This window comes from Flavobacterium panici (genome assembly GCF_903819335.1).
In the GTDB taxonomy this organism is placed as follows: domain Bacteria; phylum Bacteroidota; class Bacteroidia; order Flavobacteriales; family Flavobacteriaceae; genus Flavobacterium; species Flavobacterium panici.
Genome location: NZ_CAIJDE010000034.1, coordinates 381975 through 398027, shown reverse-complemented (window position 1 = coordinate 398027; position 16053 = coordinate 381975). Strand labels below are relative to the sequence as shown.

At 32.6% G+C, this 16053-nt stretch carries 14 protein-coding genes; 11 read left to right on the top strand and 3 right to left on the bottom strand.

What is annotated here, in order from left to right; all coding sequences use genetic code 11:
- Positions 1–23 precede the first annotated feature (23 nt).
- Positions 24–728: a LytR/AlgR family response regulator transcription factor gene (locus FLAPXU55_RS07945; RefSeq protein ID WP_053469936.1), complete on the top strand. Its 705-nt coding sequence runs from the start codon at positions 24–26 to the stop codon at positions 726–728.
- On the top strand, positions 729–2804 hold the full coding sequence (locus FLAPXU55_RS07940; RefSeq protein ID WP_180857225.1) for an ATP-binding protein: 2076 nt from the start codon (positions 729–731) through the stop codon (positions 2802–2804).
- A 200-nt stretch (positions 2805–3004) separates the two neighbouring features.
- On the opposite strand, the gene trxA is transcribed toward FLAPXU55_RS07940, so the two are convergent.
- Positions 3005–3322, bottom strand: coding sequence for a thioredoxin (gene trxA, locus FLAPXU55_RS07935; RefSeq protein WP_008466289.1), 318 nt, complete (start codon positions 3320–3322; stop codon positions 3005–3007).
- A gap of 240 nt (positions 3323–3562) precedes the next feature.
- Here trxA and FLAPXU55_RS07930 point away from each other — a divergent pair, with 240 nt between their 5' ends.
- The 6 genes from FLAPXU55_RS07930 (at position 3563) to FLAPXU55_RS07905 (ending at position 11368) form a co-directional block, all read left to right on the top strand.
- Entirely contained in the window at positions 3563–6025 is a 2463-nt protein-coding gene (locus tag FLAPXU55_RS07930) for an AsmA family protein (protein WP_180857224.1), read from the top strand.
- A 196-nt stretch (positions 6026–6221) separates the two neighbouring features.
- Positions 6222–6443, top strand: a complete 222-nt coding sequence (locus FLAPXU55_RS07925) for a helix-turn-helix domain-containing protein (protein WP_180857223.1) — start codon at positions 6222–6224, stop codon at positions 6441–6443.
- On the top strand, positions 6440–7696 hold the full coding sequence (gene dcm, locus FLAPXU55_RS07920) for a DNA (cytosine-5-)-methyltransferase (protein WP_180857222.1): 1257 nt from the start codon (positions 6440–6442) through the stop codon (positions 7694–7696). Before FLAPXU55_RS07925 ends, dcm begins: the two co-directional genes overlap by 4 nt.
- On the top strand, positions 7693–9273 hold the full coding sequence (locus FLAPXU55_RS07915) for an AAA family ATPase (protein ID WP_180857221.1): 1581 nt from the start codon (positions 7693–7695) through the stop codon (positions 9271–9273). The genes dcm and FLAPXU55_RS07915 overlap by 4 nt, the downstream gene beginning before the upstream one ends.
- A complete protein-coding gene (locus FLAPXU55_RS07910) occupies positions 9270–10943 on the top strand; it encodes a hypothetical protein (protein WP_180857220.1) in 1674 nt (557 codons plus the stop codon). The genes FLAPXU55_RS07915 and FLAPXU55_RS07910 overlap by 4 nt, the downstream gene beginning before the upstream one ends.
- Before the next feature lie 2 nt (positions 10944–10945).
- A complete protein-coding gene (locus FLAPXU55_RS07905) occupies positions 10946–11368 on the top strand; it encodes a very short patch repair endonuclease (protein ID WP_180857219.1) in 423 nt (140 codons plus the stop codon).
- Positions 11369–11401: 33 nt separating this feature from the next.
- On the opposite strand, the gene FLAPXU55_RS07900 is transcribed toward FLAPXU55_RS07905, so the two are convergent.
- Positions 11402–11638, bottom strand: coding sequence for a hypothetical protein (locus tag FLAPXU55_RS07900; RefSeq protein ID WP_053470135.1), 237 nt, complete (start codon positions 11636–11638; stop codon positions 11402–11404).
- A 341-nt stretch (positions 11639–11979) separates the two neighbouring features.
- On the opposite strand from FLAPXU55_RS07900, the gene FLAPXU55_RS07895 reads away from it, so the two are divergent.
- Positions 11980–12294 (top strand): HPF/RaiA family ribosome-associated protein, encoded by a 315-nt coding sequence (locus tag FLAPXU55_RS07895; protein WP_053469929.1) that lies wholly within the window; start codon positions 11980–11982, stop codon positions 12292–12294.
- Between the two features lie 141 nt (positions 12295–12435).
- On the opposite strand, the gene FLAPXU55_RS07890 is transcribed toward FLAPXU55_RS07895, so the two are convergent.
- The gene (locus FLAPXU55_RS07890) at positions 12436–13119 is read right to left on the bottom strand and encodes a hypothetical protein (protein ID WP_180857218.1); all 684 of its coding nucleotides are present in this window, start codon (positions 13117–13119) and stop codon (positions 12436–12438) included.
- A gap of 327 nt (positions 13120–13446) precedes the next feature.
- Here FLAPXU55_RS07890 and FLAPXU55_RS07885 point away from each other — a divergent pair, with 327 nt between their 5' ends.
- A complete protein-coding gene (locus tag FLAPXU55_RS07885; protein ID WP_180857217.1) occupies positions 13447–13935 on the top strand; it encodes a nuclear transport factor 2 family protein in 489 nt (162 codons plus the stop codon).
- Positions 13936–14198: 263 nt separating this feature from the next.
- Entirely contained in the window at positions 14199–15581 is a 1383-nt protein-coding gene (locus tag FLAPXU55_RS07880) for an ammonium transporter (protein ID WP_180857216.1), read from the top strand.
- Positions 15582–16053 lie beyond the last annotated feature (472 nt).

Below are 16053 nucleotides of genomic sequence, written 5' to 3'. Positions count from 1 at the left end.
AGACGACATAAAACATAGTTTGAATGATGAAAAAATACTCTTGTATTATTGTTGATGACGACGAAATTGACAGACTTACTGTATTGTCTTTTGCTAAAAAATTCCCGATTCTGGATATTTTAGGTGTTTTTGATTCTGCTGAAGATGCGCTTCCGTTTATCGAAGAAAAAAAAGTTGATATCTTATTTCTGGATATTGATATGCCGGATTTAAACGGTATTGAATTCAGGAAACAAGCTTTAGAGATTCCCGTTTGTGTTTTTATTACTGCACATCCTGAACATGCGGTTGAAAGTTTTCAAATAGAAACGCTGGACTTTATCGTAAAACCTTTAAAACTGGATCGCTTTACGCAAACCGTAAGCCGAATTGAAGAGTTTATGGAAATTAAACTAAAAGCTTCTCTTTTTGAAGCCAGCATTGGCGGTGATACTATTTATATAAAAGAAGGCCACGATCAGACTAAAGTTAAACTTCACGAAATTTTATATCTCGAAGCTTTAAAAGATTATACTTTGATTATTACCGATAAAAAAAGGCATTGCGTTTTATCGAGTATTGGAAATCTTTTAAAAGAAGATCATTTTCAATCGTTTATAAGGATTCACAGAAGTTATGCCGTTCAGAAACAGTTTATTCAGAAGATGAATTCTACGGAAATCATTTTAAACAATAATGTCACGATTCCGGTTGGGAGAAGTTACAAAGAAAACTTAAACCTGATTTAGATGAAAAAAGTCGGATTTTTGTTTTTGTTCTTCATCAGTATTTCTGTTTTTGCGCAGCAGGAACCTAATTTAGCAAGACTTAAAACCAGAAACGAAAAACTTAAAGCCTGGCTGAAATACACCAACGAGATTTTAGACTTAGAAGATTATCCAAAACTGCTAATTGTTTCACAAAAAGGAATTCAACTTTCCGGAGATCATCTGGCTTATAAATCAAGGTTTTATTTTTTAAAAGGAAACGCTTACGAATTCAACAATAATCAAAGCAAAAAAGCAGCAGAAAATTATGAACTTGCCCTGAAATATGCTCAAAAAGTAAAGCATCTTAAAAACGAAACTTCGGCTTTAATGCGTCTTAATTATGCTTATTATGCACTTAATGAAACTTCCAAAAGAAAAAAATTAATAGCGTATATCAAACAAGTACTCGACACTACCAAAAACACGTATACGCAGGCCGTTTTAAACGGAAGTTTAGGAGAATATTATCTTGATTATTCTGAATATGAAAATTTTATTAATTATCAGTTAAAAGCGATCAATTATAAAAAACTGCTTGTGAAAAGCGTTGCCAATACCGAAAATATTGGCGTTTCCTATTGTCAGATTGCAAGTGCTTACGTTAAAATGAAACAATTTAACAAAGCAATCGAATACCTGAATGAAGCAAGACCTTATATAAAAACCTCTCCATATATTAGTGCCTTTTCATGCAATTATTATATGCAGTGTTTTGCCGCGCAGAAAAAAACCGACAGCGTTAAAAAATATTACAAGTTAATTTATACGTATCCCACTGCAAAAGATTCTTTGTTTCTCAACTTAAGTTTTGCGAATCAAAGTATGTCTAAATTTTATGCTGATCAGGGTCAAACGAATACTGCTTATTATTATGCTAAAAAAGCTGTTCTATTTGGACAAAAATCTACAGATGAAGAAATTCTGATGGAAGCCAATACAATAATGGGAAGAGTTTTGTATGAAAAGAAAGATTATAAAAGTGCGATTGAAACCTTGAAAAAAGCATCGGTAAATGCTTTAAATTATGACAAAGAATTCTTTGTTACTATAAATAAAAAACTCTCTCAAAGTTATGCTGCGCTGGGACTTTGGGAAGAAGCGTTTCATTATAACGAAATCTATAGCAAGTACAACGACGAAATGATGCACGAATCGGCGAAACAAAGTATTGCAAATGCCGAAGCCCGTTATCAAAATAAAACCAAACAGCAAAAAATCAACAACCTTTCGACTGAAAACACAATTAAAAACATCCAGATTGACGAAGCTAAAAAACAACGATTGTATTTAATTTCAGGATTAGCGTTGGTTGCAATTATCGGATTGTTATTATTCAACCAAAATCAAAACAGAAAAAAAACCAATCAAAAATTACAGGTTTTAAATCAGGAATTAGACGAAGCCAATAAAATTAAAGCGAGATTCTTTAGCATTTTAAATCATGACTTAAGAAGTCCGGTTTCTAATTTGATTCATTTTTTACATCTTCAAACAGAAAATCCTGAATTAATTGACGAAGAAACGGCTGCGAGAATGCAGACCAAAGTAATTTCGGGAGCCGAAAATTTACTAACTTCTATGGAAGACATTTTGCTTTGGAGTAAAGGCCAGATGGAAAACTTCAAACCTCATTTTAAAGAAATTCCGGTGGATGCTATTTTTGATGAAATACAAAAGCATTTTTCGAGCAATGAGAACATTTCAATTTTGTTTGAAAATCCGGAAAGCATTATTCTTACTACAGATGAAAATTACCTGAAAACGATTATAAGAAACTTAACCGGAAACGCCATAAAAGCGCTTGATAAAAGAGAAAACCCCAAAATAATATGGAAAGCCTGGCAGGAAAACAACCAAATTTTTCTTTCTATAACCGATAACGGTGCGGGCGGAAATCAGGAAAAATTCAAAGCTCTTTATGACGATTCTGAAGTTATAGGAATCAAATCCGGTTTAGGATTGCATTTAATTCGGGATCTCGCAACGGCAATCAATTGCAAAATTGAAGTCTCTTCAAAACCAGATTTCGGAACAACTTTTACGATTATATTCTAAAAAGTTTGCCACGAATTTCACGAATTTTCACGAATTTTTTTCTTGTTTTTATGCTCAAAAAATTGTCTATGCAAGTTGTTATTAAAATTATAATTCGTGGAAATTCGGGAAATTCGTGGCAAAAAAACTTGTCAAATATTTAAACAATAAAAAAGGCCTGAAAAAATCAGGCCTTTTTTATATAAATCATAATCTTACGATTACAACAAAGCGTCTAAGCTGTCAGCGTAGGCTTGTTTCGGAGCAACTCCTACTTGTTTTCCTACTACTTCACCATTTTGAAACACCAAAACGGTTGGTATGTTACGCACACCATATTTAGCAGCAAATTCCTGGTTAGCATCTACATCTACTTTACCAACCACAACTTTACCTGCATATTCTTCGCTTAATTGGTCAATGATTGGACCAACCATTCTACAAGGACCGCACCATGCTGCCCAAAAATCTACCATTACTGGTTTATCTGATTTTAAAACTACTTCGTCAAAAGTAGCATCTGTTATTGCTAATGCCATAATTATTTTTCTTTAAAGTTATTCTCAGCTTTGGTCTCGGGAGACTTTTTAAATACTTCAAAACTGAGGTACAAAGTTAAAAATTAAAAACAAATCATACACCATTCCCAAATTAGTTTTGATTATAAATGTATCGTCAATTATTATAACATTCACATGTTCTTTATTTACAAGCTCTAACTATCGTAAAGAAAGTCGTTTTTTATACTTATCTTTATTAGTCCGTAAAATCCACACAAAATGAAGGAAACTTTACACAAAATAAAAACATTTTTCCAGTCGGTTCATTTTAAAAAATACGCCAAACGTTTTGGTATTTTTATTCTGATACTAATTGGATTGCTTTTATTGGCTTGTGGAGGATTATCAATTTACTTCAACCGGAATAAAACCGAGATTATTGCTAAGATCAATACCAAGATTAATGAGAATATAAACGGAAAGTTTCATATTGGCGATTTTCAATATAAGTTTTTAACCGGTTTCCCTAATTTTACTTTGGCCTTAAAACATGTCGAACTCAAGGACAATAAATGGAATACGCACCATCATACTTTACTGAAAGCACAGGAAATTGAAGCACGTTTAAATGTTTGGAGTTTGTTGCAAAATGAAGTCAACATTCATAAAATCCTGATTAACGACGCCGATATTTATATTTACAAAACTAAAGACGGTTATACAAACTCTGATATTTTTAAACCGAAAAAGAAAAAATCTCCCGAAAACAAATCAAAACCCGAAACCACGATTGACGAAATCGACCTCAGCGATGTTCATATTATTATAGATAATCAGCTTGGAAATAAATTGTTTGATTTTGATGTTCACAGCTTAAAATCAAAAGTTGATTATGACGGAGACGACTGGAATACCGATTTGTTTATCGATACTCAAATAAACAGTTTAGCTTTTAATACCGTCCACGGAAGTTTTGCCAAACAAAAAGAACTCAAAGGAACTTTGTCTCTTACTTATAAAGCCGACAAGCAAAAAATTGATGTTTCGACCAAAAACCTAAAAATTGGTTCTGATTCCTTTGATATTGTGGCTTATTTCAATATTGGCAAAACCAATTCTCTTTTTGGAATCAATATCAATACTCGTATTTTATGGAGCAATGCTTCTAATTTATTGTCTGGAAATATAAGTTCGAAACTGAATCGGTTTGATTTGAAAAAACCAATCGATGTAAACTGTGATTTAAAAGGCGATTTGAATGTTCATGATGATCCTAAAATTGTGGTTCAGGCTGTAGCCAAAAACAACGAACTCACCATTCCCGACGGACGAATTGATAAATGTAGTTTCAGAGGGATTTTTACGAATAATTTCAAACCAAAAGACGGATTTAACGATCCGAATTCGGCTGTAATTTTAACCCGATTTTCGGGAGAATATGAAAACATTCCGCTTTCCATTCCGCAAGTTGTAATTAGCAATCTCGAAAAACCCATCGCAACCGGAAACGTAAGTTCTGATTTTGATATTGAAAGACTTAATCAGGTAAGCAACGAAAAGTGGATTCATTTTGAAGAAGGCCACGCCAAAGCCAAGTTAAAATTTCAGTTTGATATTGTCGATTTGTACATTACCAAGCCAAGGTTTATAGGAAATGTCGATGTTGATGATGCTTCGTTTCATTATATTCCGAAAAATATTCAGGCCGTAAAAACCAATATTCATCTTGATTTTACCGAGAAAGCTTTATTCATTAAACAAATTGCCTACAAACATAAAAAGAACACCATTTTTATAGACGGAAAAATCGATAATTTTCTAAACCTCTATTACGATGCTCCCGAAAAAATGGTCGTAAACTGGAACATTTATTGTCCTAATATTGATCTTAAACAATTTTTGGGCGTTTTGGCTACTTCGCAAAAAAAGAAAGCTGCACTTAAAAACAATAAAAGAACGACGATTTCCAATCATTTGCGAAACGTAATCGAAAATTGCATTGTGGTAATTGACATTAAAGCAGATAAAATCAATTACAACAAGCTAACCGCAACCAATACCAGAGCAACAATCTCAATGTTGAATTCTAAATTGGTCATAAAAAATGGTTCGCTGCAGACTTCCGGCGGAAGCATCACTTTTAACAGTGAAGTGTTGCCAAGCGGGAAAAACTATGCTTTCAGTTCAAATGCACAGGTAAACAGAGTTGATATTGCGAGTTTTTTGAAATCGTTCAACAACTTCGGGATCACGTCTTTTAATCCAAATAACATAAAAGGAAGATTGACAAGCACGGCAAACGTAAGCGGTTTTATCAACAGCCGTGGCGAATTAATAACCAATTCGATGCATGGAAAACTGAATTTCACCGTCAATCAAGGTGCATTGCTCAACTTTGAACCAATTGTAAAAGTGGGAAAATTTGCTTTTCCGTTTCGCGATGTCAAGAACATCACTTTCAGCGATTTATCCGGAAACCTCAACATGCGCGGAGAACAAATCGACGTAAATAATTTAACCATAAGTTCAAGCGTCCTAAATATCGATGTTGACGGAATTTATTCTTTCGGCCGAGGCACCAATCTCGCCCTGACAATCCCATTAAGAAATTCTAAAAACGACGCCAAACTCGCCAGCAAAGCCGAACGCGATGCTGTTCGTGAGCGTGGTATTGTGCTTCATTTACTTGCCGTTGATGATGAAGGAAAAATGAAGATTAAGTGGGGGAAGAAGGAGAAGTAAGTAAAAATTATCCCCACAGTTTGTCATTCCGAGGAACGAGGAATCGCACTAGAAACTCGACAAAGATTTGTACGCTTCTAAATCTTGAAACTAAATTTCATACTTCAAAAAAGTTAATAATCAAGTTGAAAACTATTTCAGAATGAGGTCAATTGTACGCGGGTCAATTGTACGCACGAACCTACTTTTATAAACTATGAATATCAAGGAAAAATTCGGATTCAAAGTCAAAGAACTTCGAGAACAAAAAGGATACTCAATTGAGTATTTAGCCAATATTTCTAACGTTGACAGAAACTACATTTCAGATATTGAAAAAGGTCAGCGAAATGTTTCAATAGAAATTATAGAAAAAATAATCACAGCTCTTAATACTGATTTTGGAGCTTTTTTTAATGATAAGAATTTTAAAAAATGAAAGAGAAAATATCAATTGATGAATTTGACGGTAAAAAATTTAAAATTCGTTTTGTTGAAGAAGACGATAATAGAAAAGCTGTTGTGACCCATTATCTGCATAATTATCACAATGGAGTTAAAGATCATTTTGAAGAAGAAGCTACCGAGTACTTAAAACAAATCGTTGAATACAAAAATGAAGAAGAAAAGTTAAACATACTTGAAGATACTGCCATACAACAATTACTTTTTGAAGTAGAAAATGTTCCTTTTCCTACTCCGGAAAATTACGAATTCAAATTTATTGATCTTTTTGCAGGAATAGGTGGATTTAGAATGGCATTACAAAATCTTGGAGGAAAATGTATATTCACAAGTGAATGGGATAAGTTTTCACAAATTACTTATCGTGCAAACTTTGGAGAGACACCTTTTGGTGATATTACAAAAGATAGTACAAAAATGTATATCCCTAAAGAATTTGATGTTTTATGTGGAGGTTTTCCATGCCAACCTTTTTCACATGCCGGTTTGAAAAAAGGATTTGAAGATACAAGAGGAACTTTGTTTTTTGATGTTGCCGATATCATCAATAAAAGAATTGAAAACGGAAACCCAATCAAAGTTATTTTTCTTGAAAATGTAAAAGGATTAAAAAACCATGATAAAGGAAATACTTTAAAGACCATTTTGAGAACCTTTGATGATTTAGGATATAATGTTGAAAAAGAAGTTTTAAATTCTAAAAATTTTGGATTACCTCAAAACAGAGAACGTATCTTTATTGTAGCTTGGCTTAAAGAAAGTAAAAGAGAATTCAAATTTCCTTTGGGAATTGATGAAAATGAAAATATTATTTTTGATTCTAAAGATATCTCAAAAGTTAAAAAAACAAAAGTTGGTGACATACTTTCCAATAATGTAGATCCGAAATACACTATTTCGGATAAACTTTATGCGGGTCATATTAGAAGAAGAAAAGAACATGGAGAAAAAGGAAATGGTTTTGGTTTTTCTTCTTTCACCACAGATTCTAATTACACAAGTACTATATCAGCAAGATATTATAAAGATGGTAGCGAGATTTTGATTGAACAAAAAAATAAAAACCCAAGGAAGTTAACACCTAGGGAAGCTGCAAATTTACAAGGATATCCTGACAACTTTATTATTCCTGTATCAGACAATCAGTCTTACAAACAATTTGGAAATAGTGTTTCAGTTCCTGTTATTCAAACTATTTTTAATGAAATTAAAAAACAACTTTTATGATTTTACAAGACTTGAATAAATTGGGACAACTTGCAAAAGCTGAATGTCTAAAATACAATAACTCAGAATTTATCCTTTCGGAAGATTTTAAAAGAGAATTTTCTCAAATTTTACACGGAACAACCGATCGAATTACTTATGATAGATTTACATCTACAATTATAACCCCTAAAGGGCTTAAAATCCCATTCCCAAATCAATGGTTTTTTATAGCTTCTTATTTCTATGATTATTTGACGGCCTTATTTAAGTATAAAGAAATCTATAATATTTTACAAATTTCCAAAGAATCAACTGTTGAAATAAAAAAAACTAAAGAAATTCCAGAAGATCTTTTAACAATTATTGATGCATATTTTCAAGATGATGAAGATAGAGCTTACTTTAAACTATTTTTAGCAGATTATAATTGGTGGTATGGCAGTAAAACGATAAACAGAGGAGATTTTTTTGTTTCACCAGTTTTAAATTTAGCAAATGTTGTTAATGAAAGTACATCATACATTGCAGGTATTGCAATAACATTTACTAAGTCTCATAGACTAATTGAATTATTAAATTCAAGCACTCCCGCAACTGTAACGAGAGCAAACTTATTACAAAAAATTTACTACGGTGCCCCTGGTTCTGGAAAGTCATTCAAGATTGAAACAGTTTTAAAACAAATTCCAGAAGAACAGAAAGAAAGAATTACATTTCATCCTGATTATGATTATGTATCTTTTGTTGGAGGATATAAACCAACATCAGACAAAGATGGAAATATCACATATTCTTTTGTTCCTGAGGTTTTTACGAAAATTTATACAAATGCCTGGTTAAATCCTCATTTGGATTTTTATCTTGCTATTGAAGAAATCAACAGAGGTAATTGCGCAGAAATATTTGGCGATATATTTCAGATCCTAGACAGACAGAGTGAATATTCAATCTCTCCTTCCTTAGATTTAAAATCTTACCTACAGAATGTATTACCTCCGACTTGTAAAGGAATTAGTGATGGTAAAATAATGCTACCTGAAAACTTAAATATTCTAGCATCAATGAATACTTCAGATCAATCACTTTTTCCTATGGACAGTGCATTTAAAAGAAGATGGAATTGGGAATATGTTCCAATAAATTACGAACCAATAAATGAGGATGGATCATCAAATGACTCCTTCAATTACATAATTAAAATTAATAATGGCTATTTTAGTTGGATCGATTTTATCAAAAAAGTAAATGCCCGAATTAAAACAAATTCCAATTTAGGGCAAGACAAATGTATTGGAAACTATTTCATAAAAGCCGACAACAAAAGCGAGATTAACTTTGAAGAGTTCATAAACAAAGTAGTTTTTTACCTATGGATTGATGTTTTCAAAGATGAGGAAGATTCTATATTTGAAGAAATAGAGAAAAACACATCTTATGAAGATTTTTTCCCTTTAAACCAAAACGGAATAACTAAGCTTTTAAAATTATTAGATATTTTAAAAGTCGAAATCATTCCTATTGAAGATTTAACTGAGGAAGATGAAGATGAAGATGAAGAAGATGAAGAAGATGAGGACGAAAACATAGAGTCATGAAAATATTAATTGAAGGTGAAAAATATAGTATTACAACTTTAAGCAAAGTATTTGATGATCCTAAATTCTATATTCAGGATGGAATTTACGGAACAATTAATTGTGTTGGTTATTTTCATTCATTTACCAAAAATGAATTGGTTTACATTCTTCCAAAAGTTTTTATTAAAAAAAACAAAGCCTTCAACTTTTCACCTCAAGAACTATTTGATTTAGATCTAAAAGATTCATTTAAACACAATGAAAATTACTTATGGATCAGACAACTTTTGATTTATTTCTATAACAGTTTAGTAGAATTTAAAAGTCGCCATAGAAAAACAATTATAATTGATAGCAGTCAAACTTTTGAACTCAATTCTAATCTAGGATTAAAAGAGTATTCATATTTAGATTTAGTTTTAAGCTTTACTAACTTTTATAAAAAGAATAAAAATACTCTTTTGTATCATCATATTGAATATATATCAAACCAAGCAAAAAAAGCAAAATGGGAAAAGACGATCCAAAAATCATTGCCTATTTTCTCACCAAAAGGTGCTCCTATATATATTAATATTCATAACAAACATAAAAAAGTAAATGAAGAAGAAGAGTTATTAAGTTATTTTTTTTCAATTCTCAATCATTTCAAAACAGAACATGACTTGCCTATTACTATTGATAAAAGTTACAAACTAATAACTGGCAATCAATTTAGCAAACTGCAAAGAACTGGTCTCTCTAAACTTAGAAAGATTAAACACAGATATTTTGCTGATGCATTAAAAAGGATGTATCAATTATGCGAATTATACTTTAGCAAAACTGATTTAAGTAGTCCTAAAAGGAAAAATGAAGAGTTTATTTCGGTAAGAAACTACAATATTGTTTTTGAAGATATGATTGATAAACTTTTCACAGATGAAATCTATGAAAAAGAAGTTAATGGCATTTCAATTGACAAATTAAAGAACAATAATGATGGAAAAATAATTGATCATATTTTTGAACACAAATCTATCATTGACACTGACAATATATTTTATATAGGCGATTCAAAATATTACAAATCAGATTCCTCAGCTGGAAAAATATCAACTTATAAGCAATTCACATATGCAAAAAATGTAATTCAGTTTAATATTGATCTATTAAACAATAACAATGCTTACAATAAAATTCGTTACCGCGATTCAATAACTGAAGGATATAATATTTCCCCAAATTTCTTTATATATGGGCATCTACATGATAAAAGTAATTTTGATGACCCAATTCTAAAAAAATATAAAAAAGTAAAAAAATCATTTCATTTTGAAGATAGAATCTTTGACAGAGATACTTTGTTTGTTTTACAATATAGAATTAATTTCTTATTTGTTTTAAAATCCTACACAAGCAATAATACTTTGAATATAAGCTCTTTTAGAAGCGGCACAAAAAGATATTTTAGAGATGAATTTTTAAATCATTTTAACTCTCCCAAAGATTGTGAATTTAGTTTTTACGAAAAAGATTTCACAGAGGATGAGTTAAAGCTTTTCATAAATACCTATTTCAAATTATTGAATGGAAAAATTATAAAAATAAAAGAAAATACTTTATTAATTGCCATACATACAAAAGATAAAGACAAGGAAGCATTAATACTTTTAATTAAAGACTTTACCCCAAAAATATTTACTTAAACATGGACGTCCACAATCCAGAACAACGTTCCAAAAACATGCGTGCGATCAAAAGCACAGAAACTAAAGCGGAAATTGCTTTAGCAAAGGCATTATGGCATCTGGGTTACCGTTATCGGAAAAACAACAAAACAGTTTTCGGAAAACCGGACTTCACATTTAAGCAACTTAAAATTGCCATTTTTGTAGACTCAGAATTCTTCCATGGAAAAGATTGGGAAACCCGCAAAAAACCACAAACCAACGCAGAATTCTGGATCAAAAAAATCGAACGAAACATGCAAAGAGATATCGAAGTAAATACCTATTTAGAATCTCAAAACTGGAAAATTTTACGTTTTTGGAGCAACGATATTAAAAAGAATTTAGACACCTGCATTCTCGAAATTCAAAACGCAATAAACGAAAGACAAACTATAAAATAAAAAAGCCACTTCGCAGTGGCTTTTTACATTTTCTTAATTTTCAACCTCAAAATAAGGATTCAAAATTTCGGCTAATTCATTCAGCCAATAATAACCTTTTTCAAGATTTGTTTTCTCGTTTTGAAAAGTTTCGCAATCCCGAATTATACTTAAAGCAATTAAATAATTGATTTGTCGAATCGCTTTTGCCAGACTTTCTGGATCAACAGTTTTGTTGAAGAAATCTGTTAATCGAATTTCTGTTTCTTTGGAAAGGGTGTTTGTACTCATAGTCTGAAAATTTAAGGAATATAAACCCGTATGGGTTAGCTGTCCTACGCCTTTCAGAGCGTTGCAGTTGTTTCCAATACCGCCAGCGTACCACACGGGCAAGAAGTTTTTTCATGTTCATAGTCTGAAAGTTTTAGGACTGCAAAGATATTAAAAAACCCGAGCGAATTATGTGGTTTTCTACAATTTAGTTTACTCGTTGTTATGGCGTTTCTGGTGCGATTCTTCCTTCTTCAGAATAAAAAATTAACACTAAAAATATCATAATGTTTTATTAACTCGCTTGGCTTTTCGGTCCAAAAAAAATAGCTTTGAGAAACAAACATTAAATATAAACCGTTATGAAGATTCAAATCAATACCGACAAAAACATCGAAGGACACCAAAGATTAGAAAAATATTTCTCTGAAGAATTAGAAAAAGGTTTAGCGCGTTTTGAAGATAAAATCACACGCATTGAAGTTCATTTTGGAGATGAAAATGGAGAGAAATTCAGCCTAAATGATAAAAAATGTGTTCTTGAAGTTCGTACAGCAAAACTACAGCCAATCACTGTAACTGAACATGCCGAAACTCTTGAAAAAGCTTTTAACGGTGCTTTGAGCAAAGCTAAAAAAACACTTACTACAACTTTCGAAAAACTGAAAGCGCACTAAATTTCAAAATACATAAAAAAAAGACGTTTCAGATTGAAACGTCTTTTTTTTATGTATTTTGAAAAGGTACAAAGGTTCAAAGTTTTCTTTGCGCTTGTTTTACTTTGCACCTTTGTCACTTTGCATCTTTGCAACTTTTCTTTATGATTTTGGCAGAGGCGCTCCTACGGCGATGTCGCAGCGATGTCCGGGCTGTCCGTGTGCTGGGTTCATTCCTTCTGCAACTGTTTTATTGGCGTCGGTGCTTAATAGAGCCGGAACTGGATTTCCTGCAGGAACGGTTACATTTTGTGTCATTGTTCCGCCTTGTGGTGTCGAAGCTGCGGGAGTAGTTTTAACCGCTACCGGAGAATTTAAAGGCGCTCCAACCGGAATATCACATCTATGCCCCGGCTGTCCGTGCGACGGATTCATTCCTTTTCCAACTTTTACTGGCGCAGCCACTGTAGTAGTAACTACATTTTTTTGATTTGGATTTACTTGCACCGTTTGTCCGCCTTGCGTTTGAACTTGCTGTACCTGTTGCACTTGCTGTGTTGGTGCAGAATTTAAAGGCGCTCCAACTGCAATATCGCAGCGGTGCCCCGGCTGTCCGTGAGCCGGATTTAATCCTTTTGTATCGCTTAAAACCGTGTTTGGGTTTGAAGCCGAAGCTTGAGTTTGATTCTGCTGTACTACTGATGGTGTTTTTGTTGTGTCTTTGGCAAGTCCAAGTCTTACCAATTCAGATGTTGCAGTACTTTCCTGTGGTTCTAATTCCTTTTTGCAGGAAACAAAAAGTAATGATGTTATAGCGAGTGAACTTATAAAGATTTTCGGATTCATATTAGGATATTTTAAAGCACTCAAATATAATCACTTTTTTAAGATTAAACCATATAAGTTATGTAAGATAATTTAAGTTGCTTTGTCGTTTAATCTCTCAAAAACTCTGAGTTTTTGTTAAAGTAAATTAATTAAGAATACTGTTTGTCATTTCGACGAAGGAGAAATCTCCGTAAGTAACTCCGCCCCTAGAATCCAATCTTTGTCGAGCTTCTCGTGGAGATTTCTCCTTCGTCGAAATGACATAAAATGAGAAAAATTGGTTAAACCTGTAAAATCCGTGCGCCATCAAAAATTGCTTATCTTTAATCACAAATAAAATCTCTCATGAAAAAAACAATTCTACTACTTTTATTCGTTGCTTCTTTTGCAAATGCTCAAACCGACAAAGACAAAATCAATCAAACTCTTGATGCATGGCACAAAGCTGCTGGCGAGGTAAAATTTGATGCTTATTTTAATGCTTTAGCCGATGATGCGATTTACATAGGAACTGACGCAACCGAAAACTGGACTAAAAAAGAATTCTCAATTTGGGCAAAACCGTTTTTTGACAAAGGAACAACCTGGAATTTTAAAGCGCTTGAACGTCATATCTTTTTTGATAAATCTGGAAAAACAGCTTGGTTTGATGAGTTATTGGATACGCAAATGAAAATCTGCCGCGGTTCTGGAGTTTTGGTAAAAGTGGGCAAAGAATGGAAAATTCAGCATTATGTATTATCAATGACAATTCCGAATGATGAGGTTGATGCTGTAACCAAAATAAAAGCACCAATTGAAGACGCTTTGATTGCGAAGCTTCAAAAAAAATAAACATTTTTATGCTTTATTCTTATAAACATAACTTTTATAGGACTTTATAAGCGTCGGTATCAAATTAATTATAGTATAATTGACAATATTGGGTGTGTTTTGGAATAGTAAAATGAAAAACTATTAAAAAAGCGATCAGTATTTTACAAAATCGACTAAAATCAAAACACAACCACTATTTTAACAGCCCTTAAAATCTAAATATTTAATTTTTTTTAACTTTGACCCCAAAAAAAATAGGGTTCAATAAAGTATTTGAAAAAATGAAAATAGAGAAACGCTGGATCATTTCCTTTATCATTATCAGCATCGTTTGTATTATTGGGGCTTTTTGGCCAAATGTTACTGAAAATAGTTATGTATTGTCTGAATTTGGCACAACCGACCATATCGTCCCTGCGGATGTTGCCTGGATGTTAACTTCTTGTTGTCTGGTTTTAATCATGACGCCGGGATTATCTTTCTTTTATGGTGGAATGGTAGGCCGTAAAAATGTGATTTCGACAATGCTGCAAAGTTTTATCTGTCTGGGTGTGGTAACACTTTTATGGGTTGTTGTCGCTTTTAGTCTTGCATTTGGAGAACCTGTAGGTTTTGGTTCTGGAGATCACTTTTATAGTTTCTTCGGAAATCCAACCACTTTTGCCTTTATGGATTATGTAAATATTCTTCCGCATAAAAAATTAGCAAGCACAATTCCGTTTATGTTGTTTGCTTTGTTCCAAATGAAATTTGCTATTATCGCTCCGGCAATTATTACAGGTTCGTTTGCAGAACGTGTTCGTTTTATATCGTATTTATTATTCATCAGTTTATTTACCATTTTTATTTATGCGCCTTTGTGCCATTCTGTTTGGTATCCAACAGGAGTTTTAGGAAGTTATTTTGGAGTAAAAGATTTCGCCGGAGGAACTGTAGTTCATATGAGTTCTGGTTTTGCAGCTTTGGCGGGTGTTTTAGTTTTAGGAAAAAGAAAAAACAGTCAGCATATTCCAACCAATATTCCTTTTGTATTATTAGGAACGGGAATGTTATGGTTTGGCTGGTTCGGATTCAACGCTGGTTCTGCACTTGCAGCCAACGGAACCGCTGCTATGGCTTTTGCAACTACTACAACTTCATCGGCGGCAGCCATGTTAACCTGGGTCTTCTTTGACAGAATGAACGGAAGAAAAGTTTCTGCTCTTGGAGCTTGTATTGGAGCTGTTGTAGGTTTGGTAGCAATTACGCCAGCCGCAGGATTCGTTTCAGTTCCAGAAAGTATGTTCTTTGGTTTCGTTACGGCTTTGGTTTCAAACTCTGTTGTAAATTGCCGTTTATCAAAAAGATTTGATGATACGCTGGATGTTTTTGCCTGTCATGGTGTTGGAGGAATTATGGGAATGATTCTAACAGCTATTTTTGCGCATGGCGAAAATGCAAGTTTATTACACGGAGGCTGGAATGTATTTGCACATCATATGATGGCTTTAGTTCTGGTTTCAATCTTTACCTTCTTTGGGGCTTATTTCTTATTTAAAGTAACGAATTTCATTATTCCGCTTCGTGTTTCTGAAGAAAACGAACATATCGGGCTTGATTTATCGCAGCACGACGAAACATTAGATCCAAAATTAAAACCAATTACAGAACCGCATTACGGTTGAAAATAAAGTTTTGCCACGAATTGCACGAATTTTCACGAATTAATTTAATCAGTATGATCGAAAAAAAATTAGTGGAAATTTGTGTAATTCGTGGCAAACAATCTAAAAAATAAGTCCCTATACGACATTTTTATTACTATCACATTTTTTCTACCGATAAATAATCTCTCCGAGATAAAAGATTATGTTTAGAGAAATCTTTTTAATCCTAATAATCTGTGGCAAAAATTAATTCGTGAAAATTAGTGTAATACGTGGCAAACAATCTAAAACATAAATCCCTACGGGACATTTTTATTACTATCACATTTTTTCTACCGATATATAATCTCTCCGAGATAAAAGATTAATGTTTAGAAAAATCTTTTTAATCCCAATAATCTGTGGCAAAAATTAATTCGTGAAAATTCGTGCAATTCGTGGCAAACTTATTTTAAACCTAATTCAGCTATTTTCATTCGTTTATATTCCT

Coding starts and splice junctions, on each gene's coding strand:
- FLAPXU55_RS07945 (WP_053469936.1), top strand. CDS start 24: ATGATGAAAAAATACTCTTGTATTATTGTTGATGACGACGAAATTGAC.
- FLAPXU55_RS07940 (WP_180857225.1), top strand. CDS start 729: ATGAAAAAAGTCGGATTTTTGTTTTTGTTCTTCATCAGTATTTCTGTT.
- trxA (WP_008466289.1), bottom strand. CDS start 3,322: ATGGCATTAGCAATAACAGATGCTACTTTTGACGAAGTAGTTTTAAAA.
- FLAPXU55_RS07930 (WP_180857224.1), top strand. CDS start 3,563: ATGAAGGAAACTTTACACAAAATAAAAACATTTTTCCAGTCGGTTCAT.
- FLAPXU55_RS07925 (WP_180857223.1), top strand. CDS start 6,222: ATGAATATCAAGGAAAAATTCGGATTCAAAGTCAAAGAACTTCGAGAA.
- dcm (WP_180857222.1), top strand. CDS start 6,440: ATGAAAGAGAAAATATCAATTGATGAATTTGACGGTAAAAAATTTAAA.
- FLAPXU55_RS07915 (WP_180857221.1), top strand. CDS start 7,693: ATGATTTTACAAGACTTGAATAAATTGGGACAACTTGCAAAAGCTGAA.
- FLAPXU55_RS07910 (WP_180857220.1), top strand. CDS start 9,270: ATGAAAATATTAATTGAAGGTGAAAAATATAGTATTACAACTTTAAGC.
- FLAPXU55_RS07905 (WP_180857219.1), top strand. CDS start 10,946: ATGGACGTCCACAATCCAGAACAACGTTCCAAAAACATGCGTGCGATC.
- FLAPXU55_RS07900 (WP_053470135.1), bottom strand. CDS start 11,638: ATGAGTACAAACACCCTTTCCAAAGAAACAGAAATTCGATTAACAGAT.
- FLAPXU55_RS07895 (WP_053469929.1), top strand. CDS start 11,980: ATGAAGATTCAAATCAATACCGACAAAAACATCGAAGGACACCAAAGA.
- FLAPXU55_RS07890 (WP_180857218.1), bottom strand. CDS start 13,119: ATGAATCCGAAAATCTTTATAAGTTCACTCGCTATAACATCATTACTT.
- FLAPXU55_RS07885 (WP_180857217.1), top strand. CDS start 13,447: ATGAAAAAAACAATTCTACTACTTTTATTCGTTGCTTCTTTTGCAAAT.
- FLAPXU55_RS07880 (WP_180857216.1), top strand. CDS start 14,199: ATGAAAATAGAGAAACGCTGGATCATTTCCTTTATCATTATCAGCATC.